This is a genomic window from Halobaculum litoreum (assembly GCF_030127125.1).
GTDB classification, from domain to species: Archaea; Halobacteriota; Halobacteria; order Halobacteriales; family Haloferacaceae; genus Halobaculum; species Halobaculum litoreum.
The window spans coordinates 33,240-58,816 of the sequence record NZ_CP126156.1 but is presented as its reverse complement, the minus strand read 5'-3'; the positions used below and the strand labels follow the sequence as shown (position 1 = coordinate 58,816).

Genomic DNA, 25,577 nt, shown 5'->3' with positions numbered 1-25,577 from the left:
CCGGGGCGGGAACGCCCGGACATGAGCGACGACGATCACGCACACGACGGGAGCGACGGTCGCGACCACGGCCACGACGGCCACGACCACCACACACACGACGACCACCACGCCCACGACCTCGACACGCTCGGCTACGCCGTCGTGACGGTGTCGTCCTCGCGCACGCACGACGACGACCCCGCGGGCGACGCCATCGAGGCGGCCGTCGCCGACGCGGGCGACGAGACGGTCGTCCGCGAGATCGTCGCCGACGACTTCGACGGCGTGCAGGCGACGGTGAACCGCCTGATCGGGCGCGACGACGTCGACTGCGTCGTCACCACGGGCGGGACGGGCGTGACCCCCGACGACGTGACCGTCGAGGCGGCGACGCCGCTGTTCGACAAGGAACTCCCGGGGTTCGGGGAGCTGTTCCGCGCGCTCAGCCGCGAGGAGATCGGGACGATGGTTGTCGGCACGCGCGCGACCGCCGGCGTGTCCGACGGCGTCCCGGTGTTCTGTCTCCCGGGCAGCGAGAACGCCGCGCGCCTCGGGAGCGAGGCGATAATCGTCGAGGAGGCGGGCCACCTCGCGGGGCTGGCGAGACGGGAGTGAGCGCCGAGGCGACGCCGCTGGCGGCGCCGCGGGTCGCAGACGAAGGGTGTCCCCCGACCGGGGGTCGAACGGGGGACGAGGAGGGCCGGGCAGTCGGGGACCGATGCTCGGGGGCGATTACGCCTACCCCCCTCACCCACATCACTTCACCGTCCGAACGCGTTCCCGCCGAGCGGTGAGCTTCCCGCCAAGCGGAACACCCATCACGGGTCCGGCCCTTTCGCCGACGATGACCGCCGGCGACGCAACCGAGATCGCGGGGACGCTCGCCAAGCGTCGGGACGTGTTGGCGGCGTTGTTCGAGGGGCCCGTCCGCAAGCGGACGCTCGTCGAGGAGTTGGGCGTCCCGCGGACGACGCTCGACCGCGGCGTCCGGGAACTGGTCGACCACGGGCTCGCCGAACGGGTCGACGGGGGGTTCCGGGCGACGGTGACCGGCGCGAAGGCGCTGGAGAGCCACGACCGCTACCACGCCGAACTCGAGGGGCTCGCGGCCGCCGGGCCGCTGTTCGAGTCGCTCCCGCCGGACACGCCGCTCGACGGACGGTTCCTCGCCGGCGCGCGCGTCAGCCGACCGGACCCGAGCGTGCCCGACGGCGTCGTCGAGCGCCTGTTCGACTCGGTCCGGAACGCGGCCAGCGTCCGCGGCCTCGCCCCGGTCGCGCTGGCGGGCCACGTCGAGACGTTCGACGCCGAGGCGACCACGCGCGGGGCGGTGCCGGAGATGGTGCTGACGCCCGCCGTGTTCGACCACCTGGTCGAGAGCCGGCCGGACCGCCTCCGCGAGCAGATCCGCGAGGGGGAGTTCGAGTTCCTCGTCGGCCCCATCGAGGGGCGGTTCGGGCTGTGGATCGCGGAGCACGAGGACCGCCCCGACGAGGCCGGGCTGCTCGTGTACACCGACACCGGCGTCGGCGGCGTCGCGATCAACGACACGCAGACGGCTGTCGCGTGGGCCCGGTCGCGCTACGAGGCCGCCCGCGAGACCGCCGAGCCGGTCACCCTCGACCGCGTCGACGAGCGGGCGGCGGAGCCGGTCACGCGGGCGAGGACTGAGCCACGGAGCCGAGTCGGCGGGCGTCGTCGCCCGGGAGCGACGAGCGCCGCCGCGTCGCGCGCGCCACGCGAGCGCCCCACACACCGGGGGCGACATGGACGCCTTTTTGAGCCGGAGCGGCCCAGTTGGGATATGTTGCTAACGGTCTCCGGCCCGCCGGGCAGCGGGAAGAGCACCACCGCCGCCGCGCTCGCGGAGGCGTTCGACCTCGAACACGTCTCCGGCGGCGACATCTTCCGCGAACTGGCCGCCGAGCGCGACATGACGCCCGTCGAGTTCAACGAACTCGCCGAGGAGGACGACCAGATCGACCGCGACCTCGACCGCCGCCTGCGCGCCGTCGCCGTCGAGCGCGACGACGTGCTGCTGGAGTCGCGCCTCGCCGGCTGGCTCGCGGCCGAGCACGCCGACCTCCGCATCTGGTTGGACGCGCCGCTGGAGGTGCGCTGCGAGCGCATCGTCGACCGCGAGGAGAAGCCGCTCGACCAGGTGATCGAGGAGACCCGCCGGCGGGAGTCCAGCGAGGCGAAGCGCTACCGCGAGTACTACAACGTCCACATCGACGACCTGAGCATCTACGACCTCGTGTACAACACCGCGCGCTGGTCGCCCGAGGGCGTGCTCGGGATGCTCACGACGGCCGTCGACTCGTACGACCCCGACACCGACGAGGGGAAGGCCCCCGTCGAGGGCGTCGACTACGACTTCTGAGCGTGTCCGACCTCCGTCCGGCCCCCGACGACCGGTCCGTCGACGAGTTGGCCGCCTTCGGCGTCGTCAACCTCGACAAGCCCGCCGGCCCCTCCGCCCACCAGGTCGCCGCGTGGGTGCGCGACCGCCTCGGCGTCGACCGCGCGGCCCACGCCGGCACGCTCGACCCGAAGGTGACGGGCTGTCTCCCCACGCTCACCGGCGACGCCACCCGGCTGGCGCAGGTGTTCCTCGAGGGCGCCAAGGAGTACGTCGCCGTCCTCGAACTCCACGGCACCGCGCCCACGGATCTGGCCCGCGTCGTCGCCGAGTTCGAGGGCGAACTGTACCAGAAGCCGCCGCGCAAGTCGGCCGTGTCGCGTCGCCTCCGGACGCGCAAGGTGTACGACCTCGACGTGCTCGACCGGACCGACCGACAGGTGCTGCTCCGCGTTCGCTGTGAGTCGGGCACCTACATCCGCAAACTGTGTCACGACATCGGGCTCGCGCTCGGCACCGGGGGCCACATGGGCCACCTCCGGCGCACCGCGACCGACCCGTTCGACGACCGCGACCTCCACACGCTCCACGACCTCGTCGACGGCGTCGCCTTCGCCGACGGCCGGGACACGCCCGACGGGGAGCCCGACGAGTCGCTGCTGCGGGCGGTGCTCCTGCCGGCGGAGACGGCGCTGACGCACCTGCCGTCGCTCACCGTCGCCGCCTCCGCCGCCCGGGAGGTCGCGACCGGCGCGCCCGTGTACGCGCCCGGCGTCGTCGCGACGGGGGAGTTCGGGGCGGGCGCGCCGGACGACGGCGACCTCCTCGCGTGCTACACGCCCGACGGGTCGGCCGTCTGTCTGGGCCGGCTGACGGGCGACCCCGACGCCGAGTCGGGCACCGTCGTCGAGTTGGAGCGCGTGCTGGTGTGAGCGCGCGTCGGGTCGGCCCGCCCGCGTCGACTGCCGGCTCTCGGGGCTTTTTCGGCCGCCACCCCCAGCCACGGCCATGGACGAGACGCTGGACGTGGGGACGGCGAGCGCCGCCCCCGGCGAGCGCGCGGACGGCTGGATCGAGGCGACACCGCTCCCGACGGGGGAGCGAGCGGCTCCCGGTGACGGTCGTGAACGGCGCCGCCGACGGCCCGACGCTGTGGGTGACGGGCGGCGTCCACGGCGACGAGGCGACCGGCGTCGCCGTCGCGCAGGACGTGGCCGCGGCGACGGCGCCGCTGGCCGGCGACCTCGCGGGCGCGGTCGTCGTCGTCCCCGTGGTCAACCCCGCCGGCCTCCGACGCAACGAGCGCACCTCCTACTACGGCGGCGACGACCCGAACCGTCACTTCCCGGACACCGAGCGCGACGCCTCGCGCCCGCCCGAGACCCAAGAGCGGATCGACACGCGGCTGTTCGAGGCGCTGACCGACTCCGCGGACCTGCTCGTCGACTGCCACACCGCACAGGTCGGCTCGATGCCGTTCACGATCCGCGACCGCGTGCTGTACGGCGCCGAGCGAACCGAGGCGGCGGCCGAGGCGCTCGCCGAGGACCTCGACCGACTGGCGAGTGCGCTTGGGCTCCCGGTGCTCACGGAGTACCCCGCCGCGGAGTACGTCGAGCAGTCGCTCCAGCGCTCGACCGCCGGCGCGGCGCTCAACACCGCCGGGATCCCCGCGATCACGGCGGAGTTGGGCGGCCACAGCGTCGTCGAGGCGACCGCCCGCGCGGCGGGTGTCGCGGGCGTCTGCGCCGCCGCCGTCGAGTTCGGCCTGCTGGAGGCGGTGCCCGCGGGCGTCGGCGCCGCCGGCGACGGCGTCCCGGCGGCACCCGTCGACTACCCCGTCCGGCGGTTCGTCGGCCCGCGCGTCGAGTCGGCTGGGCTGGTCCGCCACCGCGTCGCCGTCGGCGACGCCGTCGAGGCGGGCGACGTCGTCGCCGAGGTGGTGACGCCCCACGGGGCGGTGACCGAGACGGTCGAGAGCGACCACGACGGCTACGTCATCGGCCGGGCGGAGGGACTGGCGACGTACGAGGGGACGGCGGTCGTGAGCATGGCCGTCCGCGACGACGGCGACCTCGTGGTGCCGCGCGACCCGGACGACGAGTGAGCGCCGCCGTGTCGTGTGATCGCACGACGGAACGGCTCTGTGAAACGAAGGGCTTAACCCCGGGGCTCGTCTCCCATCGTGTGCGGGACCGTAGGGTAGTGGTATCCTCTGCGGATGGGGTCCGTAGGACCTGAGTTCGAATCTCGGCGGTCCCATAACCTTTCTGACAACAACTATCCGGCGAGGCGTAACTGTCGCCATACGGCGTCGGGGTGGGGGCTATGAAGGCCCCGCTCGACACGGGTGCGGGCAATTCGGAGTGTCAGTTCTGCGGCCGACACGTCACACGCCGGTTCGCGCGGGTGTTCGGAGACGAGGACGACGTCGCCCACCGCTGTCTCGCGTGTGACTCGACGTTCCGCGTCCAGAACGGGAGCGCCGCCGGACTCGACGCCGAACATCCCGATCCCGCGGAGAACCCGAACCGGAACCGCGGCCCGCGCGTCGGAGCGCCCGTCCGGACGGACGGAGGGAACCGATGACGTGCGACCGTTGCGGGTCCCGCTGTCACGGCCGCCTATGCGCGGAGTGTGAGTCTATCGAGGCGCTGGAGCGCGCTACCGAGTTCGACGCCGTCGACGAGGACGCCGACTCGGAGCTGCGGGACGACGAGGCCGCGAGCGACGCCGGCCGCGACAGCCCGGTGTACCATGTCGTCTGTCGGGATTGCGAGTTTGAGTCCATCGTGGACGACGCGCGCCTCGGGGACACCGTCTCCGAGGACGCCCGCCGTGTCGTCGAGAAGCACCGCGAGTGGTATGGACACGACGCCGAGGCCGCGAACGTCGGGACCGCTGTCGTCACCGACGGTGGAGTGTGGGGCCGGAACGTGTCCGGCTACCTCTCGGCGGAGACGTGTCCCAAGTGTGGCGGGGAACTCCAGTATCAGGGACACCACGGGCAACTACAATGCCTCTCGGAGCCGTCGCACACCTTCACTCACCTCCGGAACGGATCCGGGACGCATTGGCTCGCGGACGCTGACGGGGAGACGAGCGCGAAAACGACAATTGCGGACGAAGCCGCCCCGCATTCGGGGGGTGGTTCACGGTGAGTCGCACCGGCCCCGACCTCGGAGAGTTCGGGATCGTCCCGCCCACCGTCGTCCGTCAGCCGCCCACGTCGGGGGCGTCCATGCACCTTTGCGCCGAGTGTGGAGTCCCGATAGAGGGAACGAAAGGATCCCAAGTCGTCCAGCGGCCGAACCTCGCGTCCGACGAGGTCGCGGACGCCGTCGGAAAGCGCCTCGTCGTGTTTGGGTTCGTCTGTGAACGCCACCGTCAGCCCGTCGTCCACCCGCTCCCCACGAACCGCTACGCCGCGAACGTGAACGGCGGTCGCGGCTGGACCGGCGTCCGGCTGGAGTTCTCCGACACCGTCGTCCGTTGGGTCGCTACCCCGGAGAGTGAGGTGGAGCGGTGAGTTTCGAGTCCGAGTCCTTCGCCGCCGCTCCGGGTGGCGACCGCGACGCCGGATCCCTCCCGGTGTCGTCCGTCGAGGACGCCGCCCCGAAACCGCGCGCCCACGGCGCGAGCGTCGCGAACGTATTGAACGACCTCGCGCCCTCGGACGCCGACGCCCCCGCTGGACAGCGCGACACGCTGTATGCCGACGCTGTCCGCTACTGGAGGGAGAACGTCGAGTCCCACGAGAACGAACCGTATCCAGCGACCGAGTTCGACGCCGAGTGGCTACCCGAGACGGCCGGCGAGTGGGTCCTTCTCGTCAAGTCCTCCGGCTGGAAAGCCGGAACCGGCTACGGAGACGACTACTCGCAGTATTACGAGCAACACATCATGCTCCGCGAGCGCGTCGAGACGGACGACGGTGTGGAGCTGCGGAAGCCCCCACTCGCCCTCCACGTTGAGGTCATGCCGCAGTACCGGGACCTCGTGTTCAAGAGCGGGGATCCGCTGGAGTGTCCGTATGGAGAGGGGACCCGCGTCGTGTGTTGGACGACGTGGGCCGAGTCCGGGTCCGAGGTGGAGCGCCGGATGTACGACGCGATCCGCGCCGTGTACGGAGACGACGTCCTCGACGTCGCCCGCGACCGGAACCCCGACTCCCGACGCGTCCAGAAAGCCGAAGCCCACTACCGATTTGACCGCGACAAGAAGGGGGCCGTCGTCGAGACGGTCGAACAGTCAAAGGACCTCGTCGCGTGGGGCGGGAACTCCGAGATCGACGCACATCAAAAGCGGGTGCAAGAGGGTTGGCTGGAGGCCCGCGTGGAGTCCGACCGCTGGGATCTACTCGGGTTCGCGGATGTGAACTTCGCCACCGAGGTCAAAATCTACGAAATCCCCAATTGGCACAAGCGGCCCGCGTCGGATCCGCACGCACATCCGAAGATAGAGGCGTCTTTCGCGGGCGCTGACGGGAAACTCCCTCACGTCTCCGAGTGGGACGACGCGATGGACCACCTCCGGACAGTCGTCGCCACACACGCGCATTGGGCCGGCGTCGAGCGGGCGGACCTCGTCTCGGACGACTTTTTCGACGGTGCCGGAGCTGCGGAGTGGACGTACCACCGGCCGACCGGCCGCCGCGAACACCTCCGTCAGCGGTATCAAGAGGTCGCGACGGAGGTCTACCGCGAGGCGCTGAAAGACTCGACGGTCGCCGTGTACGACATACTCCGCGTGATCGCCACGGAGACGGGCGCGACCTACGACATGCTGGAGGATCGGACGGGACTCGCCCGCTCCACGATCCGCTACCACGTCGCCCGTCTCGCCCGCGAGGGTGTCGTCAAGCGGCTGGGGAACCCGGTCCTCGTCGTGTTCGTCTCTCGCGACCTACTGGAGCGGTCGCGGGAGATACTGGACCGGGCGCGGCCCGGACGGACTGCTGACGACATGCGCGAGGACGCCGAGGACCGCCGCGAGGACCGCGAGGCGCGGGACACGCCCTCGGAGACGGACGAGGACTCCGACGCCGCCACGGACGACGAGGCGGCCCCACAGCGCGACGAGTTCGTGTACCTCGGTGACGTCCCCGAGACGATCCGGGACGCCGCGGTCGCGGTGTACGACGGTCGCCTCGGTGACGAGGACGTGAGGATCCGCGAGCGCCGGCTACGCGAGGCACCCGGATAGCGCCTCGACACCCCAGCGTTCGCTCTTTCTTGAGTGGCGACACCGTCCGTTAGTCCTTCTTTTCGCGCCTCTCGCCTTCTGTGAGAGGTGGACGTCGTCTCGCGACGCCTCGATGTCGACGAGGATCGTCCGTTTCACTTTCGCCCGGGTGTATATGGGGCGTGTTCGCTCCAGTTTCGGCTGCGGACGAGGATCGCGTCCGTCGCGAGCGCCCGGAAGCGCCCTTGACGCCCCGCGAGAACGCCCGCGAGCGGGTCCGCGCCGCGACCGCACATTAGCACCCTCCCCTACGGTAGTGCCCCTAAGGGGAGAGAAGAATTACGGCCGGCGGCAGAACGCCGCCGGCCTACCGCCACCGCGACCGGACGACGAACCCGACGCTCGTAAGGGTGAGACACACGAGAACCGCATAGGCCACTACCCCACTACCTCGACAAATCCCCTTGTCGGGTTCCCCTACGATGGGGTAGCTCTGTTGAATCCCCTAGTCGCCGATATTTTGTTGAGGCCGGCTGGATATAGAGCGTGAATCGGTCGATGACACAGCGCCCCATATCAGAGAAGCGAGTCGCTGCTGTTCTGACACTTAATTGGGATTTATATATACGTCAAGCTAGCATTATTTGTGACATCATCTGAGAATCATACTCCCGATGAAAATTCCCCGTCCGATGAATCCTCGCTCTCGAGGCGTAACCTCATCCGTTCGTCCGCAGTCGCGGGAATCGCGGGTGTCGCGGGGTGTTCGAATGGCGGTTCTGATCTGGTAGGAACGTCAACCACAACGAGCGAGCAGACTGGGGAAATGAGCGGTAGTTACACTGTCCAAGCGTTCTTGCCCACTCTTACCACGACGGAAGGAGACGTTGTCACTGGTCAATCCCAGAACTCAGACTTGACTACAATTTCTAAAGACCAGGGGTCTTACGATATTACTGAGGTCGATCGGCTAGTTGTCCCAACAGCCGCGGATTTTAACACCGATTCAGTAGATGTCGATTTTCACACTTCATTCCACATGTGGGCCGACAAAGAGCTAGATTTTGATTATATGTATGGATCTCTCGAACTACAGGTCCCTCCTGGCAATGGTCCGGTGGGCCAGACTGCCAGTGTTTCTGTCAAAGCTGACAAGTCTGAGGTAGTAAATAACGGCGTAGTGGTGGGCAAGGGAAATATTTTGGAATGCTCACTAAGCAAGTTAGCAAGCACTCGTCAAAGCGTATATACGGTGGGAGCAAGCCTTAACGTGACGTTTGAAAAAGATGGGGAGATCATACATAGAGTAGATTCTGCTAGTCACGATCAGCTGACTCAGCAAGTATACGCGATTCCCAGTCCGTATCTCGAGGAGGCAAAGGACCTGATGGAGGTTGCTGCTGAGGCTGAGGATGCGATCAACTCGTATGGGGGAAAATACACTACAGCGGCGGCTATAGGAACGAAAGCGTCTATCGCGGGGGCGACCGGCACACTCGATGAGCCGATGGTGCAGGGAGCGATCACAGGAGGTATCGCTGGAATCGAATATAACGTAGAGCAGCAAACCAGTTCACTGGGTAATATCGAAGGCGTGGTTCGATCGTACCCTGAGGTAATTTACGAGGACTTCGGTAGCAAGGAGTTCCCCAATAGGAACTCCACATCAACTCCACCAGCCAGTCCGACACCCACGCCCACTCCGACGCCCACTCCGACGCCCACTCCGACACCCTCACCCACTATAACAGCGACTCAGAGCAAGTTTGATGGGGACGTTTACTACGAGATCAGCATTGTCTCATACAAAGAAGTGGAAATTAAGAACGTTTCATCACCAGCCAGAGATGTAGATAGATTCAGGATCAAACCAGATACGCCTTCGATCACAGACACTCTTCCGCTGTCCCAGTTCACACCGAAGAGCCATTTTGAACCTGGTGCGAGTGTCTACTTGAATCAGGACACACTCGGCTTGGACGAACCGTTTGAGTACCTGTATGGCGGATCGATCACTCTCGAAATGAAGGTTAACGGAGAGTGGGACTTGATCGAGAAAGCGAGGTATGAAGCCTAGCCAGTCATGACTTGTTCGTCCCTCAACGCAGTGGATGAGAGATGACGTCCAACCGCCGCGAGCAGCGCCCACTCCGCTACCGGACTCCGAACGTACCCGAGGCGGGTATAGACGTTCAACACGTGTTGTGGAGGACGAGGACTGCGAGTAGTCCCAAGCCCACAGCCGCGTAGAACGCGCGGGCCGCGCAGTCGCAGAAACTCACACCGCGGCCCCCACGACGCGCCCGAGGATCCGGACACCGTCTCCACCCCAGCGCGCTATCTGGACGATTCGCTGGACGTCCACGTCGAGGACACCCGACGCGATGAACACGCCCATGAGCGTGAGGAACCCGCCGAACAGCCATACGTAGGCGGTGAGGCCCTTAGCCCGGCGGACCATCCGACCCGCTATCAGGATGAACGCGCCGATCCCGCCCGTCTGGACGAGTTTCATCCCCAGGTCCGCCAAGTCGAGGCCCGGGACGAACAGCGGGACCATATCAGGACCCTCGCCGGAGCGTCAGCGCGACTTGGTCCTTCCGCGTGAACCGCTTGACGAGACGGTAGACGCCCCACAGCGCCACAGCCCCGCCCGCGAGGACGAGGGCGCTGGACACTTGGCCGATCCCGGACGCGACCTCGACGCCGAGCCGACGAACCACGCCCGACACCGTCCCCGGCGCGAGCGTTTCGAGGACCACGACGAACGCGATCCCGGACGCGGGCGCGGTCGCCCATATCGGGATCCGCGTCCGCCGCGAGACGATGAACGCCCCGAGGACGAGGGCGACACCGAGCGGACCCACGACGAGGGGCGACGACGTCAGCCCTCCAGCGCGCCGAACCTCCGCCGGGCTGCGCCGCCACCCCCGCCGCCGCCACCGCCGCCAGCCGACCCGGCGGTTTCGTTCGCCTTCACGACGGACAGTAGCTCCGTGTCGTCCTCCGGGTCCGTGAACGTCACCGGAGACGACGCTGTCGCCTCGTCAATCACGTAGCCGTCGCGAGTCTCCGAGACGAGGCGGTAGGTGTCTCCGGTGACGGTGTCGTGATAGACGACGCCGTAAGCGTCGCCCGACGCCGAAGCCGGCCCGACCTCGAAACTCGGTTGCGTCGGATCCGTCACCGAAACGCGGACGCCGTTCTCCGGCTGGACCTCGACGGGGATCGTCCGGGCGCGGGCCGTCCCGCCCTCCGGAGCCTTCGGCGCGTAGATCCGTTGCTTGCCGCCCGCCTCGACGACGACGGACTCGGACGGAGACGCCCACGACTCCGACATGAGGTGATGGACGAACTCCCCCGAGGCGGACCCGCCGACCGCGATATACGACGACTCGGACCACGAGTCCATCCGGAACTCCGTGTCCAGCGAGTTCCCCGCGAGCGTCGGAGACGTCACCGTGATGGACCCGTTCTCGACGCGAACCCGCGACCCGTTCACCCGGACGTGTGTCGTCTCTCCAGCGTCCACGGACCCGAGGTTCACCGTCAGCGTCGTCCCGTCGAGTTCGTAGTTCGACGTCCCCGTCCACGAGGACGAGTTCGTCCGGAACTCGACGTCCCGGATGGACACGACGTTCGACGCGAACGGGATCACAAGCCGCGCGTCCGCCCGCGAGTCCGCCCACGTCTTGCTGACGTTGTACCGCTCGGACCATGCGTCGCCCGCGTAGTCCACCGTCTGATTCGACGCCGCGGTGTGTTCCGCGACCACGCCGACTTGCGGGGCCGGAGCGTCCGCCGAGAGGTCGCCCCCGACGGTGACATTCAGTTCGTTCGTCTCCGAGAGACACGACGAGTTCAGCGTCAGCGTCGCCGTCTCTCCAGCCGCGAGGGTTCCCGGGTACGACTCCGAACAGTTGCCCAATTCCACGCCGGGATCGACCGTCTCCGTCTTTTCCTGAACAGCCAATTCGACCGCCACGGAACCCGAGCCGGTGGTTGTGGTGATTTGAGTCGCGTCCCGCCCGATTGGGAAGTTTGTCGACTTGGATTCTCCCTGTGAGAAATCACCGAGTGTCACCTCGGTCCCGTCGTCGGCGGAAACAGCGACGTTGCTCGCCGCTTTCGCGCCCCAATACACGTGAGTCGGGTATCCATGGCTTACCCCGTCGGTTGTCTTGGTAGACCAGTCAGTCTGAGGCTTGTTGTTGTCGATGTGGAGAGCGAACGCCTGCTGATTATTCGGCCCCGATTGCGTCGTGGTCGTGGTTACAAACTCTATCGTGTAGTTCGCACCCGCGTCGAGGTTCTGCGGACTGTCGAACGGAATCGTGAGATTCCCGGCCCCGTCCTCCGGCATCCACTTGGCATTATCCGCGACTCGTGTTCCCTCCGCGTACACGCCATCAGGTGCCTCTTTCACGAGATATACGTCGAAATAGACTCCATCATTCGAGTCCACATTTGCGTACGTATATTCGATATCGACGGTGATGCTTGACGCCGTATCCGGGGCGTTTGTAAACTTCATTTCAGAATTTACATACGTGTCCTGATTATCGTCCCAACCTGCGACCATGAAGAAGCCGGACTTACTCTCCGCGGTCGTCGCGGCCTCAAGTTCTGACGCTGTGACTGTGATCGACGGCGAGCCGTTCGGTCCAGTCGGCGGAGCGCTCCCCGCGACAGAAACCGACCTGCTATCACCGTCGCCCATACTCAGGAACGTTTGATTATCCCACTCGGTGTTACTCACGCCCGTCAAGTTTACCGAGACGTCGGACGCCGCGTCGAGGTCCGAAAGGCCCCACGAGAGAGACGTCCCGTTCGTCGCCGGGGACGCCGCCACCGAGACGCTGGACTCGAACGTCACCGCGTTATCCGAGAAATGCGGGACCTCGAACACCAAGAGGCCCGATTCTTCGCGGACCGGCCGCGTCCACTTGGATCCGTCGTCGTGGACGCCGTGGACGAGGTCCGGAACGTACCCCAGCGCGCCTTTCACCGCCGTCAGCGGAAGCGCGACCTCGCGCCCCTCGTGGTTCGTCGCGTCCGAGATAACCAGCGCGAGGCCGTCGCTGTCGCCCCCGAGGACCGCGCTGGAGTTGTCGAGGTAGTCCGACGCCCTCGACGGCGTCGTCAGCGTCACCTCCAGCGTCGAGGCGTGGCGGGACGACATGGTCGAACCACGCAGCCCGACACGGACACGCCCACGTCAGCGCCCGCGGGCAAGTCCTCGTGGACGTTCGCGTCCGGAACGCCCACGAACCCGGACGAGGACGCGCCCGCAGTACCGGCCGCGAACACGGGCGCGAACATGCCCACGATCACGAGCGCGGACAGCGCGACAGCGGCCGCGCGAGAGGCCCGATCCTCACCCCCCGGGGGGTTGCGCCCATACGACTCGACACACGCGCGCGCGTATCGCATCAGCGAACCGAGACGTCCGCGCGGATCCGGCCGTCTCACGAGGAACCACCCCCTCCGGTCGCGTCGAGAGTAGCACCCTCCGACGTCGACGAGGATCGATCAGCGCGATCAGCGACCACCGACCCCCCGTCCGTCGCCGCCTCGACGTCGTCCAGCGACGCTTGCGCGGGTCCGTCACCCGCCCCCGCGTCGTCGCTGGAGCTGCGGGCGTCGCGTTCGTCCTCGCGCGAAGCCGCGTCCGCGTCAGCCGGGTCCTTCGGAACGCGCGGGACGAGGCGGACACGCAGTTCCTCGTCCGTCGGTTTCGGAATATCTCCCCACGCGAGCGGGTAGCAGAACCGTTGCTCCGTCCACATCACGCACTTGCCGGTCTTGAGGTGAGAGGTGAGGTCCGTGTTCATCGGGACGTTCCCGACGCCGACCACTTGGGACGCCCGCGTCGGGTTCGCCGTCCCGTTCATCGTGATCCTCCAGCGGACCTTGCGCTTCACCTTCTCGTGAAAGTCTACGTCCGAGTGACCGTACCCGAACACCGACACCCCGAACTTGCGAGCGTCCGCGTAGGTGTCTCGGAACAGTAGGATCTTCTCATACGACGAGTAGGCGTCCTTAGACGCCTCTTGCGGGATGACGTCCCCTATCTCGTCAATGATGAACGAGACGAAGAAGTGGTACGGGCCGCTGTGGACCCGCGCGAGGACCGCCGCCGTCCACCAATGCTGTACCGGGTCCCCGTCCGAGAACTCCAGTTCGTACTCATACGGGCAATCCTCGTAGACCTCTTGACAGCCCCGCATTTGCGGGTCCGGATAGACGACGTGGAACTTGCCCGGCTGGACGTGATTCTCAAAGAGATCCCGCGGATCCTCGTAGTACCGGACCTCCCGGACGACGTCCTCCAGCGCGACCGACCGAGAACCCGCGGAGTTCGTGGACTCCAGCCGCGCCTCGACGTCGCACGACGCCGGGAGGCACACCGTCGCCCACGGCGCGAGCGGGACCCACTCGGACCGCGACGTGGACCCCCGCCACACGACCGCCTCGGACATGCCGGGGCGATTGTTCACCTCCAGTAGCCGCGTGGACCACTCCAGCGCGTGCGTGGACTTGCCGGCCCCCGGCGGCCCGATAGCCATGAAGTCCGTCCCTCCAGCCGCGGAGTGGGCGCTGTTGTCTCTCGCGTGCTTGAGACAGCCCGGAACGACCCGCGGGTAGTCAAAGACCGATTCGTCGTAGGCGGGCATGCTGAAATGCCGCCGGATACTGTCCGCGTCGGTGTGACGCGACGTCCCCAGCCACGTCCCCGTATCCGTCCGGGGTTCGAGGTCCGTCAGCGTCGAGATGTTTTTCCAAGTCATGTTTTCACATCCGCTTGTCCGTCGTCTCCGTCGTCTCCTGTTCCGCGAGTTCTCCAGCCCGCTTTGCCACCTTCCGGGCCGCGCGAGCGAACGCGGGCAGTAGGAACTCCGCCGCGAACGACTCCCGGAAGAACGGCCCGTGGTCCGCGTCGTGAGGCGACACGACGAGGTAGCGCCTCGACGTCTCCGCCTCGTCCACCGTCACCCGCGTGAGAAGGTCGTCCGGGACCTCCGCGTAGGACGCTTCGGTGAGGCGCTGTCCCCACACGGACAGCGCGTCGAGGGAGTCGAACCCCTCCAGCGCCCGGTCCAGCGCCCACCGCTGACGCTCGTGGACCTCCGTCAGCGACGGCCGCATCCCCGGGTGTTGCTGGACGTCCGGATCCGGCTGGAGCGTGTCGTCCTCGTCGGACACGTACTCCACCGCCGACCACCGAAGCCGCCGGACCGCCGCCGAACATGCCGGCGTGAGGTCCGTCGCCACCACACCCCGGCGCATGTCAGCCGCCCGGTCCGGTGGTTGTAGTTCCTCGACGTCGTCCACCCACCGCTCGCGGGCGGGCGACGTAACGAGGACCGAGAGGTCCAGCCCCGCGAACGCGCGGTCCGCGACCCACTCGCCGGAGAGTTCCCCCAGCGTGAGGATCACGGCCCGCTGTCCCCAGCGGATGAACTCCCGCCGACTGTCGAACCCGTCCACGAACGACCCGAGTAGGTCCACATGGTCCGACGTGAGTTTCTGGATAGCCGGCCGGAGGTTCGTCGTCTCCGGAAGCGACCGCTGGAGACGATCCACCGCCTCGCGGTCGAACTCCGCCGGTCGTGCGGCCCCGGTGTCCGTCGTCGTATCTGACGACGCCCCGACGTCGTCCGTCTCCGAGGGGGCGTCCTCGACGTCGAACCCGGACTTAATCATCCGCTTCACCTCGCGGCGGGACCGCCTCGTCGGAGCTGCGTGGACGCGGCCCACCCGCATCCGGGTTCGGTTCCTCCGGCGCGAGACGTTCCGCGAGCGTCCCGAACACCGTCTCGGTGTCCCGCTCCCGCTCGCGGACCCTCTCGACGCGACGGAGCGCGTCCGACTCGTGGTACTTCTCGCGGAAGTGGTCCGCGTCCGCCCTCTCGGAATAGCCCTCCAGCGTCCGGACCACGTTTCCGAGGACGCTGTCGAACGCCGCGGGCGCGAGTTCGACGCGAGCGGACCCCTCGACGGGCCGCGTCACGAGGGCGAGAAGCGCCACGCCCCCAGCGACGATCCCCCAGCCGACCGACGCGAGGGACAGCGTCACGACAGCGCCCGCGAGGACCACGACCGTCGTCCCGCCCACTATCTTCCCGAACGCGATAGACGGGAGCGGGACGCCGCGGACCCACGTTCCCGAATCCTCGTCCTCCGGGAACGACACGAGCGACGGGAACGCCCACTCAAACGTTTCCTCGTCGTACTGGACGACGTCGTCCGCGAGCGGGTCCACGAGGTAGATCGTATCGAACTCGTCACCCTCTCCCGGACGCCCTTCGATCCGCGTCCGGATCCGGTCCCATACCGAGGACTCGTCCTCGTCCGGGAGGGTGAAGTCCTCCGGTGGAGCCTCCAGTTTCCGTTGCTCCGACGCGGAGAACTCCATGACCGGCGTCGCGTCCACGAACGGCCATGCCCGCGCGAGGAACGGGAGCCAGCCCGACCGCGGGATCACCTTCTTCCCGTCCTTCTCCCGCTCGACGACAGTATGCACGCGATTCGCCCACCACCACGTCCCCGACCCGTCGGGTAGCACCTCACCCGTCTCCGCGCGCGGCTGGAGGAACAGCGACCGCTCGCCGGTCCCCGACATGGCGTAGAGGACGAGTCCGCCGATGAACACGCCCCCGAGGACACCGAGGAGCTGCGGACGGCGCGCGAGCGTGTCCATGATACCCGCGTAGAACACGAACCCCCCGAGGAACAGCGACGCGAACCCGAGGAACCCGTACTCCAGCGCCCCCCATTGGGGACCCTTCCCGACCTTCCGCATGACCTTCGCGTCGAGGACGACGAGGCCGCCCGCCACCCCGAGGACGTAGATGAAGATATTGAACAGCGACCACTTGATAACGCCGCCGAGGGACCCGATAGGCACCGATTGGGTGGCCTTCGAGGTCTTGAGACGGAACGTCCATTGTGTCGTCTCACGGTGTCCGACCACCCACATCGTCACCCGCTTGGACGTGTCGTAGAACCGCGGGAGTTCGACCTTCGCGCGGTCGTAGCCGCCACCCGGGAGCGTCACCGAGACGTCGCTGACGGTGACGTTCCGCGGGACCTCGACGACACGCCGACCCGAGGACGAGTTCTCGACGCGTGTCCCCTTATTCCACGTCACGATCCGGACCGTGAGGTCCAGCGGGTCAGCCGTCCAGCCCCGGTAACTCCCGAGGTACACAGCCTTCCGCTGGACCGTCGTATACGGCCGCACGTAGCGCGAAGCGTTCGCCGGGTCGTTCGGTGTGAGTAGCCCGACCGGGACGTGTCGGAGCCATATCTGACCCATGTCGCCCCACGGACGGACCGACGCCGGAGCGTCGAACCGGAGCGTCCGCGAGAGGCCCCGGACCGTGTAGCCCTCCGTCGTGTTCGTCGCCGTCTCGTTCACTTGGGCGGTGACACCCGGACCACGGGCGTCCGTCGCGGCCGACGCGACGCCGCCACCGAACCCGACCACGACCGTCGAAAGGACGAGAACCGCGGCGGCGGCGGTCCTCGCGGCCCTCGCGTGGTTCACGACCTCGACACCCCCAGCGCCACGAGGAACACGAGCGTCCCCGCCACGAGCGCCGACGTCACCGGGAGGTCAGCCGCCGCTCCGAGGGCGTAGGACGTCACCGCTCCGACCCCCAGCGACGCGAGCGTCCCACCCGCCGGAGTTCCGACGAGGCCGACCGCTTGTCCGAGGCCGTCCGCGAACACGTCGAAGAAGCCCATGAACGCCGCGAGGACACCGAGGCCGGCCGACACGAGGCCGCCCGCCGCCCACCTCGACGTCCGTTCCGTCCGGCGCCGCGCGGACCGGCTGTCGCCCTCCCGCCACCGGAAGAACGCGAACGTCCCGATTCCGAGGACCGCCACGAGCGCGACCGTCCCGAGGATCCCGAGCGTCCCCAGCCATCCGAGGATCCGGAGCTGCAACACGATCACAGCCCGAACACCTCCCGGACCGCGTCGTCGCTTCGGTCGATACTCCGTCCGCTGTCCGTGCCGTCGTGCATGATTAGTTGAACCTCCGAGCCGCGTCCGCCGCTATCTTCCCGGCCGTGAACACGATGAACACGACCGTCACCGATACCGCCGCCTTCTGGAGCGTCGCCGCGTCGAGATACGGGACTCGTGGCGCGACCGTGAACGCCAGCGGGATGAGAACCGACTGGAGTTCCGCGATGTTCGCGATCCCGAAGTGCCACAGCGTCGCGACTACCGTCCCCAGCCCGCCGACGAACGCCCCGAGTTCTCGCTTCATGTGACCCACTTCACCCCGTTCAAGAGCGCCCGGAGCGCCGCGAACGTCGCCGCCGCCGCGACAGCGAACAGGATCGCTATCACGAGCGGCGCCGCGAGGCCGGCGTCCCCAGCCGCCCCAGCTATCGCTCGGTTCACCGTCGCTTGCGCGTCGAGGACCGCGAGGCCCCCCGACGCGAACGCCCGCTCCACCGCGAGGCCGGCGTCCCGGAACGCGCCTCGGACCTCTCCGGTGACGGTCGCCACCGTCCCCGTCAGCGTCCGGTTCACCGCCGCGAACCCGCCCACGAGGAACGACAGGACCACCGAGAGGATTTTCGCTCGCGGGTTGAACACCCACGACGGGACGGTTCCCCCGCCGCCGGATCCGCCGCTGGACGACCCATCGGACGAGGACCCCGGCCGCGAGAGGACACCGCTACCGCCACCGCCGCCCGTGTCTCTCTTAGCCACGGACCCGACTCACCCCCCAAACGAACAGGAACAGCGTGAGCATTGTAGCGCCGACCGTCACCGCGAACGCCCCCGGTCCAGCGAACCGGACGCCCACGAGGAACCCCGCCCACGCCGAACCGATACTCCCCGTCACACCGGAGAACACGCCACCGACGAGTTCCGACACGAACCACTCGACACCGTCGAGTCCCGCGCCGATCCCGCCGCCGACGAGTTGCACGAGGCCGATCACACCCTCAAAGTAGGCGTAGAGCGGCCCACCCACGAGGATCGAACCGAGGAGTCCCCACTTCACGCGGGTCCCCTTCACGACCTCGACGCCCCCAATGCTCGCGCCCATTCGCTACCTCCGGTCCAGTAGCGCCCCGAACAGGGACAGGTCGATCCGGCGGATGATTTCGAGGAACACCCACAGCCCCGCGAGCGTCGCCGCCACGCCCACCGCGAAGGTGAACGGCCCGAAGATGGACCACTCACCCCGCGTGATGGAAAAGGCCGTGAAGTCCGCCGCCTCGTTCACGATCCGCACCGGGAACGCGGCCGCCACGAGGTCCGCGAGTCCCGACCCGAACGCCCGGAACGGGGCCGTGATAGTCCCGCCGAACGATTGGATCGCGCTGATAGTTTCGAGGATGATCGCGTAGCCGATGCCCCCGACCCCATACTGCTCCACGAGGCCGACGAGGCCGACGCTGGAGACGATCCCAGCCGCCGCCGCCGCCGTCTTTCTCGGGTTCGCTTGTGCCCGGTCGCGCCCGCTTGCGACGAACACCCCCCGGATGCGGGGGAGGGAGAGACGCGCCGCGAGCCACGCCCGCGACGTCGTGGCGAGAAGCCACACCACCGCGAGCGTCGCCCGGAACCGATCCGCGGCGGACATTACGCCCACCCACTCCGGAGCGCCGCGACGAACGCCGCGATCCCGGCGAACACGCCGCCGAAGATCCACATGCCCCCGTCCTTCTTCTCGGACGGAGCGGCCCCGCCGCCGCCCATTCCGCCCTCGGACGCCGCCGTGTCCATGTTCGCCTCGGTGACGAGAAGGTCCGCCCCGTAAGCGAACACCGTGTCCGCCGTCACGGAGCTGCGGAGTTCCGCGTCCTTCCCCTCCGAGTCGTAGGCCCCGCCGTGGTACACCTTCGAGTCCTCGTCCATGTCCGCGAACTCGGTGTCCTCGACGCCCGCGAGCGTCCACACCGACTTGTAGCGACCCGGCGGGACCGCGACCTCGTCCATGAACGTGAGGCCCGAGTGGGTGAGGTCGATAGCTGTCGGGACCATGACCTTCCCGCGTTGCTCGAACACGTAGTCATACCCCGGGTAGTCCGTCGCCTCCACGAACCGGAACATGTAGTCCAGCGTCGAGTCCGCCAGCGTGTACCGGAACGGCTGGGTGACGTCGTGGATCACAGCCGAGTCCGCCCCGAGGACGTCCCCCAGCGTGTCCAGCCCGGTGACGGTGAAGTCCCCCGGACCCGGTTCGTACCGCTTGGTTCGTTCCTCCGAGTCGGTGTCCTCGTTCGCGAGGTACGACCCGAACGTCCACCGGGACTTGCGCTCCACGTCCAGCGCGGTGAACGTCACCGTCGCGTCCGCGTCCTTGATGCGGACCTCGACGCTGTCGAGGGAGTCGAACGTCCCGTCCCCGTTCGCGTTCGTCGTGAGGTCCGCGAGGCGTTGCTGGAGGACGATTCCGGATCCGGTCGCGGCCGCGAACACGGACGCCGTGGACGTGTCCGCGCCCGGGGACGCGGATACGACCTTCTCGTCTCCGTCGTCGTCGAGGACCGCCACCTCCACCGTCGCCCCCGAGGTCAGCGCCTCGACGTTCACGACGAATTGCAGGTACCGCTTCTCCGCCGCGTCCGAGAGGGCGAAGTCCGAGAACGCCGCCGTCACCGTCTCGCCGCCCGCCACGGACGACGAGGACACCGTCAGCGCCTTCTCCACGTCGAGGTCCGCGTTCGACACGGAGACGGTCCCGTTCGTCGCGTCGGTCGTGGACCAATGCGTCTGGTCGAGGGCGGACACGTCCTCGTCAGCGTCCCCGTCGCTGTCCGCGTCGTACTTCTCTCCACGCGGGAACTCGCGCCCTCCCTGAAAGTCGAACTTGTCCGCCCGTAGCGTCACGACGTTCTCCGTGTCCTCGCGCGGGACGTAGCCCGGGAGCATGGCCTTCTCGCCGCTGTCGTCCTCGTAGGCGGTGAGGGCGTCGTCGTCCGCGCCCCACTCCATGCGGTGCCGGGCGCGCGTCAGCGTCCCCTCCGCGATGTACGGGTCTTGGACGTAGTCCGAGGACCACGCGAGGCCGTCGCGTCCCGTCGTCCACTCCGGTCCGTCCGCGGTTGTCGTCTCTTGGGCGCTCGCGCTCCGGCCGTCGCGAGCGTCGCGGCTGTCGCGCCTACGCCCTTGATGAACGTGCGCCGGTCCGCGAGAGTCGTTCCGTCCGATTCACCGTCCGTCGTGGGGGCGTCAGCCCCGCGTTTCGCAGTCATAGGTTCTCCGTCGGCCGACCGCGGGCCGATACGGGCGGCGAACCCTCCCCCTCACTAATACCCTGACTTGAACAGCGGGTTCCCCGTGGGGGTCCCCTTGGGGTGCCCTCCCCTCGGGCGGGGTTTTATCACACCCCGAGGGTAGCCGCCGAATATGCCACACAGACAGCTACGGAAGATCGGGACCGACTCGGTCGGGATCGTGCTGGAGCGGTCGGACTTTCTGGAGCGGGACGGGATCCTCGACGACGAGGGCGACCTTCCCGAGAACACGACGGCGTTCACCGAGCGGCTGGGAGAGCGGACGTACCTCGTGCGCGTCCCCGAGGACGGATACGTCCCGGCTCGCACGAGTGCGCGCCGATCCGGCGGGTCGCCGGGCAGATCCTCTTGGAGAACGATGCTACTTCAGGTCGAGTCTCACGAGCAGATTAATCGCGAGTGGATCCGCTTGTAATCCAGTTGGTAATATGTTTCGCTAAGGGAGAGGAATATTGACGCGAGTCCCTCATCACATAGTTATTAATTGTGGTTCCCCTACGATAGATCCTTCAGCAAGGTTGTGAAGAAATGAACCTTTTCTTGATATTCGACTCCGTAATTTAGGAAAGAGGACATATCCTCAAGATCCCATTGGCCGAATTTGTCGATGTATAGGAGTAACAACCCGTCTAGTAGTAATTTTGCCCCATTGCGGTGCCCCTGATGTATCTCGGTCTTCAGCCCTTCATGAACCAGCTGTGGCGTTTCTCTTCTATCTCATCGATTGCACGCTTCAATTCGGGACGAAGCGAGTCGTCACCGTCATGATGATACGATAACGCGAACTCAGCACGGTCAACCATTTTGTCAAAATCGCCAGCATTCGAATAGTTACTGGTGTTTGTGAGGATCTCAATACCTCTCCAAAAACTGAAGAACGATTGCCGGACAGACCGTTCGGTTATCCCATCTTGGTACGCAAGTAGAGCACTGATGAGATATCCTTCATAAGTTCCTTTGTCAGCATCGTAATCGAATGTCGGGATATCACTTATTGTATCAACATTATCTGTATGGTTGAAGTGGAACCGACCCACTGTCCGTCGATAATCGAAATCCATTGGCCGATGCGAAACGAAATTCCCTTCCTGAAATATGAGGTAGAATGGTGGTTCTTGATGTCTAGTCCACTTCTCGTAGGGAGGACGGGTCGAATTTCCCGGTCGTGGCATACCTGCGGTCCACAATTCTTCAAAGAAATTCATCTCGGCGAAGCGCGTTTCGACAGCCCGAAACCCTGCGTAACGCGTAGGACTGATCCCGAGCATTAATTTCGACCATCAAGAAAGTCCATTCACGCCGTTTCAGCGGGTGGTCAGAGTAGTCATTAGGTAGTGCATCAAGGAAAGAACCAAAATCAGAATCATCGTCATTCTCGGCCGCTGTGAGATAATGTTCCCATCGGGCTTCGTCGATCTGCTCTGCTTTTGACTCGTAGAGTTTGACTTCATCCGGGAAGTGTTTGCTCCGAATCATAATTGGGAAAACCACCGTGTACGTGGCTGGTGGTGCTCCTAACCAATCCGAGAAAATTTCTTCCTTCTTAGTTTGAAAGTGAGCATTGAACTCGTCTTCAGTGAGGTTTGTTCCGTGGGTTTCGGCTATTTCAATGAGGCCATCGGCGAATTTGTTAAATAGACCACTATTTGTGATTCGGTGATAGTCTCTTTCAAGTCCAAGATCTCGAATGGCTCCGTGTAGATTCCTCTTGAACACGGATCCCCGGCCCATTTTTACACGTACTTCGTCGGTTCCGGGCCGTTTCCAAATTTGTTGATATGCGTCGTGGAACCGCTCGTCCATGATCTAAGCCTTGCCAGTTCCTTATGTTAAATTGCCGCGTGATAATTTACGCTGCATCCAACTACTTCGGTTCGGTGTGAGGAGCGCGAGTTCTCGAAAACCACGGTATCCAGCACACCACGCCTCACAGTCCCATCCTGGATTGACGGATTCAGACCTGCCACTATTCCGTCTGAAATCAATTTGTCCAGCGCCACCGACTTTCGATACTCGTCCGGTAGTACAGCCCGAGAACGTCAGTGTTCGCGATATCTTGGATCGTGCGCGGGTCGTAGTCCTGCCTCGCGTCCTCAACGTTCCGCGCCGATTGGACGAGGTGGGTCAACGCCGCGTCGATCACGTCGGACCGCGGCGGGTCGTCGTCGCCGTCCGCGACGATCCCGGCGGCTTGGTCCAGCAGTCGTTTCCGTTCGTCCGAGAGACGTAGGGTCGTTCGGTCGGTGCCCATATTCGGCGGCTGACCTCCCCCGTTTATAACCGTATGTATGAGCGGAGTCCGGATCGCGTCGATCTGGAGTTACTGGACGGGTCGCGCATTATATACCCCCACCCGCGCGGCCGCTCGGCTGCGGACTCGACGCGAGCGACCGTCCGGATGTATGCACGAGGACCCCCGCTCGTAAGGGGTGTGCATACGGCCGGCGTGCATACATCGAGGATCCCCGTGACATTGGCGCGCGACCCCGTGTTTCACTCAGTGAGATCAACTACCGTAGGACCTACTGGTTCAAATAGTCGGAGTTGGCTCAAATTGTCGGAATTTATGTAGATGACACCCCCCTGTGTCTCGTCTGGTGAATCAGTTTCTTCCGGACGAATAAGCAGATCATTTTCAGATGAGTTAATTCCAATACGGACTAATCTTCCAGTAACAGTAGTTCCATCAGTCATCACAACCTCAACTCCACTACCAACCATTGCATTCTGTAGCAGAGTCTCCCAGGGTTCACTTCTGTGACTTCTCAAATCATGTCTGGCGTAGAGGGTTCCGACTGCATAACCTACCATTGAGATAATAATTACCTGTCCTGATAGACCGAATCCGAAGTCAATTATAGAATTTGATCCCAATTCAGATAGTAGAATTCGCCGAGACCCGAATACTTCCCACGACCACCAAATTCCATTGTTACTGAGGATGAAGTCCATCCAAGCCCCCAAATTTAGCTTATGAAGTAATGCGTATGATATCAATGAGACCGCACCAAAGATAGATGTCAGGAAAATCCGGTCGTACTGGGCAAAACTATCTTTATCAATACTCGCCCGCAAAAACATCTTATATGCGATATATCCGGGCAGTAATATATACGAAACAAAAACGAGACTCCGGCCGAAAGCCAATTGCATGAGAACGCCTGACTCCATAATCATACTCTTGTAGGTATGTGTGTTAAGAATACACCGAACTTGCTACTGATATTGCGCTAAGCGCTTATTAGGTGATTTACAGCCACCGACTACCATTTTCGTGATAAGGCATCACTTTCACAAGGGAAACACCCCCGCATCCGGGTGCCTCTACTTACACTCCGCCCTTGGCTCGCTTCTAATACCAAACCGTGTTGGTAACGAGTTGATGTCAAAGTCAACCCCGAAACACGGCCTCTTTACTCACGTGAAAGGGGAACTCGCGTGGACGATCGCCGAACACCGCTCCCCGAGCGAAGCGATCACGCTGACCCGCCACCTCACCGATGCCGACGAAGGGCGCTACGAACTGCTCGGCCTCGTGAACGAGTGCGAGGTCGCCCTCTTCTGGGACTACTTCTGGAACCATGTGGTCGCCGCGGGATTCGACGCCGACGGCGTCGACGACCTCGCCCGGGACGCGCCCGAGGAGATCCGGTACGCCGGTCGCGAGGACTACTTCGCGGAAGTCGACCTCGAGGATTGGGATTGGATTCACCCGCGGCACCAATGGCGGGCGGAGTGAGTACATCCGTCCCGCGGGTCCTGGAACTCGACCGCGTCCCCGAGCGGATGCCCCACCGCGACGCCGCGCTTGGGCAGCTCGCGAACGCCCTGGACCCGCTGCGCTCGGACCGCCCAGCGTACCCGATCTGTATCTCGGGGCCGACCGGCGCGGGCAAGACGGCCGTCTCGCGGTTCGCCGTCCGCGAACTTCGCCGGGAGACGGCGGTAAACACCGCGCACGTCGACTGCCTCCGGACGCGCTCGCGCGCCGCGATCCTCGAAGAGGCGTTGGTCGACGCCGGACTCAAAACCCGCTCGTCACCGAAGGCGGACGCCGCGTCGTCGTACCTCGCGCAGATGGAGGACGCCGACTCGCCGATCGTCCTCACGCTCGACGAGGCGGAACACATCGAGGACGAACACCTTCCGCACGTGCTGTTCGAGGCGGACGGCGTGACGCCGCTGTTCGTCGTCCACGAATACGAGCGGTTCGCCGCACGCCTCGACGCCGCGACGCCGTCGCGACTCCGCACCGGCCCGCACATCGAACTCAGCCGGTACAGTCAGTCGGAACTCGTCGACATCCTCCAGGCGCGCGTCGACGCGGGCGACCTGTCCGGGATCACGGACGGGACGCTGGAGCTGATCGCGGACACCGCCGCCGGCAACGCTCGTGAGGCGATCTCGATCCTCCGAGAGGCGTACTTGGAGGGAAAGTCGCGGGACGAGCGAGTCACGCCGGCGCTGATCGCCGACGTCCGCGAACCGGCGATGGAGTCGATCCGCCGGTACAATGTGGAGCGCCTGGACACGCCGCATCGACTGTTGAAGCACATGATCGACGACGCAGGCGAGATACGGGCTGGGGAGCTAGCCGACCTCTTCGAGGTGGAGTACCCGGACGCGCACGGTCGCGACCGCCGCCGGTATCTGAACGTCCTCGTACGGTACGGGTGTATCCGGAAGAAGGGAAGCGGGAGGGGGACGCGGTATCTGTCCATTGACGCCGCTGAGTAGAGCTACTGGCTCTGCTGACCCTCCGAGTTGACATA

General features: G+C 65.6%; 28 protein-coding genes, 1 tRNA gene and 2 pseudogenes. 14 read left to right on the top strand and 17 right to left on the bottom strand.

From position 1 onward, the window contains the following. Nucleotides 1-21: 21 nt before the first annotated feature. The 11 genes and pseudogenes from P0R35_RS00320 (at nt 22) to P0R35_RS00275 (ending at nt 9,605) form a co-directional block, all read left to right on the top strand. Nucleotides 22-597: a MogA/MoaB family molybdenum cofactor biosynthesis protein gene (locus P0R35_RS00320; protein WP_284013260.1), complete on the top strand. Its 576-nt coding sequence runs from the start codon at nt 22-24 to the stop codon at nt 595-597. A 103-nt stretch (nt 598-700) separates the two neighbouring features. Beyond that, nucleotides 701-1,522 (top strand): annotated as a pseudogene (locus P0R35_RS16470) (helix-turn-helix transcriptional regulator); the annotation flags it as partial. A gap of 264 nt (nt 1,523-1,786) precedes the next feature. Next, a complete protein-coding gene (gene cmk / locus P0R35_RS00315; protein ID WP_284014662.1) occupies nt 1,787-2,365 on the top strand; it encodes a (d)CMP kinase in 579 nt (192 codons plus the stop codon). A 2-nt stretch (nt 2,366-2,367) separates the two neighbouring features. Next, the gene (locus P0R35_RS00310) at nt 2,368-3,276 is read left to right on the top strand and encodes an RNA-guided pseudouridylation complex pseudouridine synthase subunit Cbf5 (protein ID WP_284013259.1); all 909 of its coding nucleotides are present in this window, start codon (nt 2,368-2,370) and stop codon (nt 3,274-3,276) included. Nucleotides 3,277-3,352: 76 nt separating this feature from the next. Continuing rightward, nucleotides 3,353-4,451: pseudogene (locus P0R35_RS00305) on the top strand (succinylglutamate desuccinylase/aspartoacylase family protein). A gap of 84 nt (nt 4,452-4,535) precedes the next feature. Then, a tRNA-Pro gene (locus tag P0R35_RS00300) sits at nt 4,536-4,606 on the top strand. 66 nt (nt 4,607-4,672) lie between these two features. Beyond that, nucleotides 4,673-4,933 (top strand): DUF7563 family protein, encoded by a 261-nt coding sequence (locus P0R35_RS16465; protein ID WP_284013258.1) that lies wholly within the window; start codon nt 4,673-4,675, stop codon nt 4,931-4,933. Continuing rightward, nucleotides 4,930-5,505: a hypothetical protein gene (locus tag P0R35_RS00290; RefSeq protein ID WP_284013257.1), complete on the top strand. Its 576-nt coding sequence runs from the start codon at nt 4,930-4,932 to the stop codon at nt 5,503-5,505. Before P0R35_RS16465 ends, P0R35_RS00290 begins: the two co-directional genes overlap by 4 nt. Beyond that, nucleotides 5,502-5,873 (top strand): hypothetical protein, encoded by a 372-nt coding sequence (locus P0R35_RS00285; protein ID WP_284013221.1) that lies wholly within the window; start codon nt 5,502-5,504, stop codon nt 5,871-5,873. The genes P0R35_RS00290 and P0R35_RS00285 overlap by 4 nt, the downstream gene beginning before the upstream one ends. Further along, nucleotides 5,870-7,549 carry a DUF7845 domain-containing protein gene (locus tag P0R35_RS00280; protein WP_284013256.1) on the top strand — a complete coding sequence of 560 codons (1,680 nt, stop codon included), beginning with the start codon at nt 5,870-5,872 and terminating at the stop codon, nt 7,547-7,549. Before P0R35_RS00285 ends, P0R35_RS00280 begins: the two co-directional genes overlap by 4 nt. Nucleotides 7,550-8,354: 805 nt before the next feature. Further along, the gene (locus P0R35_RS00275; protein WP_284013255.1) at nt 8,355-9,605 is read left to right on the top strand and encodes a hypothetical protein; all 1,251 of its coding nucleotides are present in this window, start codon (nt 8,355-8,357) and stop codon (nt 9,603-9,605) included. Between the two features lie 201 nt (nt 9,606-9,806). Here the strand turns inward: P0R35_RS00275 and P0R35_RS00270 are convergent, their stop codons facing one another. The 13 genes from P0R35_RS00270 to P0R35_RS16460 form a co-directional block, all read right to left on the bottom strand. Next, nucleotides 9,807-10,088: a hypothetical protein gene (locus tag P0R35_RS00270; protein WP_284013218.1), complete on the bottom strand. Its 282-nt coding sequence runs from the start codon at nt 10,086-10,088 to the stop codon at nt 9,807-9,809. 1 nt (nt 10,089) lies between these two features. Further along, nucleotides 10,090-10,395 (bottom strand): hypothetical protein, encoded by a 306-nt coding sequence (locus P0R35_RS00265; protein ID WP_284013254.1) that lies wholly within the window; start codon nt 10,393-10,395, stop codon nt 10,090-10,092. Between the two features lie 17 nt (nt 10,396-10,412). Next, nucleotides 10,413-12,437 carry a hypothetical protein gene (locus P0R35_RS00260; protein WP_284013253.1) on the bottom strand — a complete coding sequence of 675 codons (2,025 nt, stop codon included), beginning with the start codon at nt 12,435-12,437 and terminating at the stop codon, nt 10,413-10,415. Between the two features lie 559 nt (nt 12,438-12,996). Next, complete coding sequence (locus P0R35_RS00255; protein ID WP_284013252.1) at nt 12,997-14,097, bottom strand: ATP-binding protein; 1,101 nt, start codon at nt 14,095-14,097, stop codon at nt 12,997-12,999. Nucleotides 14,098-14,323: 226 nt separating this feature from the next. Continuing rightward, nucleotides 14,324-15,235, bottom strand: coding sequence for a hypothetical protein (locus tag P0R35_RS00250; protein ID WP_284013251.1), 912 nt, complete (start codon nt 15,233-15,235; stop codon nt 14,324-14,326). Continuing rightward, nucleotides 15,228-16,742 (bottom strand): hypothetical protein, encoded by a 1,515-nt coding sequence (locus P0R35_RS00245; RefSeq protein ID WP_284013250.1) that lies wholly within the window; start codon nt 16,740-16,742, stop codon nt 15,228-15,230. The genes P0R35_RS00250 and P0R35_RS00245 overlap by 8 nt, the downstream gene beginning before the upstream one ends. A gap of 335 nt (nt 16,743-17,077) precedes the next feature. Beyond that, nucleotides 17,078-17,494 (bottom strand): hypothetical protein, encoded by a 417-nt coding sequence (locus P0R35_RS00240; protein ID WP_284013249.1) that lies wholly within the window; start codon nt 17,492-17,494, stop codon nt 17,078-17,080. Between the two features lie 73 nt (nt 17,495-17,567). Next, entirely contained in the window at nt 17,568-17,813 is a 246-nt protein-coding gene (locus P0R35_RS00235; RefSeq protein ID WP_284013210.1) for a hypothetical protein, read from the bottom strand. Beyond that, complete coding sequence (locus P0R35_RS00230) at nt 17,810-18,118, bottom strand: hypothetical protein (RefSeq protein ID WP_284013209.1); 309 nt, start codon at nt 18,116-18,118, stop codon at nt 17,810-17,812. The genes P0R35_RS00235 and P0R35_RS00230 overlap by 4 nt, the downstream gene beginning before the upstream one ends. Before the next feature lie 139 nt (nt 18,119-18,257). After that, nucleotides 18,258-18,608, bottom strand: coding sequence for a hypothetical protein (locus P0R35_RS00225; RefSeq protein WP_284013248.1), 351 nt, complete (start codon nt 18,606-18,608; stop codon nt 18,258-18,260). Nucleotides 18,609-18,611: 3 nt separating this feature from the next. Beyond that, nucleotides 18,612-19,148 (bottom strand): hypothetical protein, encoded by a 537-nt coding sequence (locus P0R35_RS00220; RefSeq protein WP_284013207.1) that lies wholly within the window; start codon nt 19,146-19,148, stop codon nt 18,612-18,614. Beyond that, nucleotides 19,148-20,503 (bottom strand): hypothetical protein, encoded by a 1,356-nt coding sequence (locus P0R35_RS00215; protein ID WP_284013247.1) that lies wholly within the window; start codon nt 20,501-20,503, stop codon nt 19,148-19,150. Before P0R35_RS00215 ends, P0R35_RS00220 begins: the two co-directional genes overlap by 1 nt. A gap of 17 nt (nt 20,504-20,520) precedes the next feature. Next, complete coding sequence (locus P0R35_RS16460; RefSeq protein WP_432765016.1) at nt 20,521-20,763, bottom strand: twin-arginine translocation signal domain-containing protein; 243 nt, start codon at nt 20,761-20,763, stop codon at nt 20,521-20,523. 154 nt (nt 20,764-20,917) lie between these two features. Here P0R35_RS16460 and P0R35_RS00210 point away from each other — a divergent pair, with 154 nt between their 5' ends. Further along, on the top strand, nt 20,918-21,220 hold the full coding sequence (locus tag P0R35_RS00210) for a DUF8053 family protein (RefSeq protein ID WP_284013246.1): 303 nt from the start codon (nt 20,918-20,920) through the stop codon (nt 21,218-21,220). Nucleotides 21,221-21,482: 262 nt separating this feature from the next. Here the strand turns inward: P0R35_RS00210 and P0R35_RS00205 are convergent, their stop codons facing one another. The 4 genes from P0R35_RS00205 to P0R35_RS00190 form a co-directional block, all read right to left on the bottom strand. After that, on the bottom strand, nt 21,483-21,977 hold the full coding sequence (locus P0R35_RS00205) for a hypothetical protein (RefSeq protein ID WP_284013245.1): 495 nt from the start codon (nt 21,975-21,977) through the stop codon (nt 21,483-21,485). A 19-nt stretch (nt 21,978-21,996) separates the two neighbouring features. Continuing rightward, complete coding sequence (locus P0R35_RS00200; protein WP_284013244.1) at nt 21,997-22,608, bottom strand: hypothetical protein; 612 nt, start codon at nt 22,606-22,608, stop codon at nt 21,997-21,999. A 178-nt stretch (nt 22,609-22,786) separates the two neighbouring features. After that, a complete protein-coding gene (locus P0R35_RS00195) occupies nt 22,787-23,056 on the bottom strand; it encodes a DUF7386 family protein (protein WP_284013243.1) in 270 nt (89 codons plus the stop codon). Nucleotides 23,057-23,298: 242 nt separating this feature from the next. Continuing rightward, entirely contained in the window at nt 23,299-23,757 is a 459-nt protein-coding gene (locus tag P0R35_RS00190; RefSeq protein ID WP_284013202.1) for a hypothetical protein, read from the bottom strand. Nucleotides 23,758-24,187: 430 nt separating this feature from the next. Between P0R35_RS00190 and P0R35_RS00185 the strand changes: the two genes are divergently transcribed. After that, complete coding sequence (locus tag P0R35_RS00185) at nt 24,188-24,544, top strand: hypothetical protein (RefSeq protein WP_284013242.1); 357 nt, start codon at nt 24,188-24,190, stop codon at nt 24,542-24,544. Further along, complete coding sequence (locus tag P0R35_RS00180; RefSeq protein ID WP_321170435.1) at nt 24,529-25,542, top strand: Cdc6/Cdc18 family protein; 1,014 nt, start codon at nt 24,529-24,531, stop codon at nt 25,540-25,542. The genes P0R35_RS00185 and P0R35_RS00180 overlap by 16 nt, the downstream gene beginning before the upstream one ends. Nucleotides 25,543-25,577: the final 35 nt, after the last annotated feature.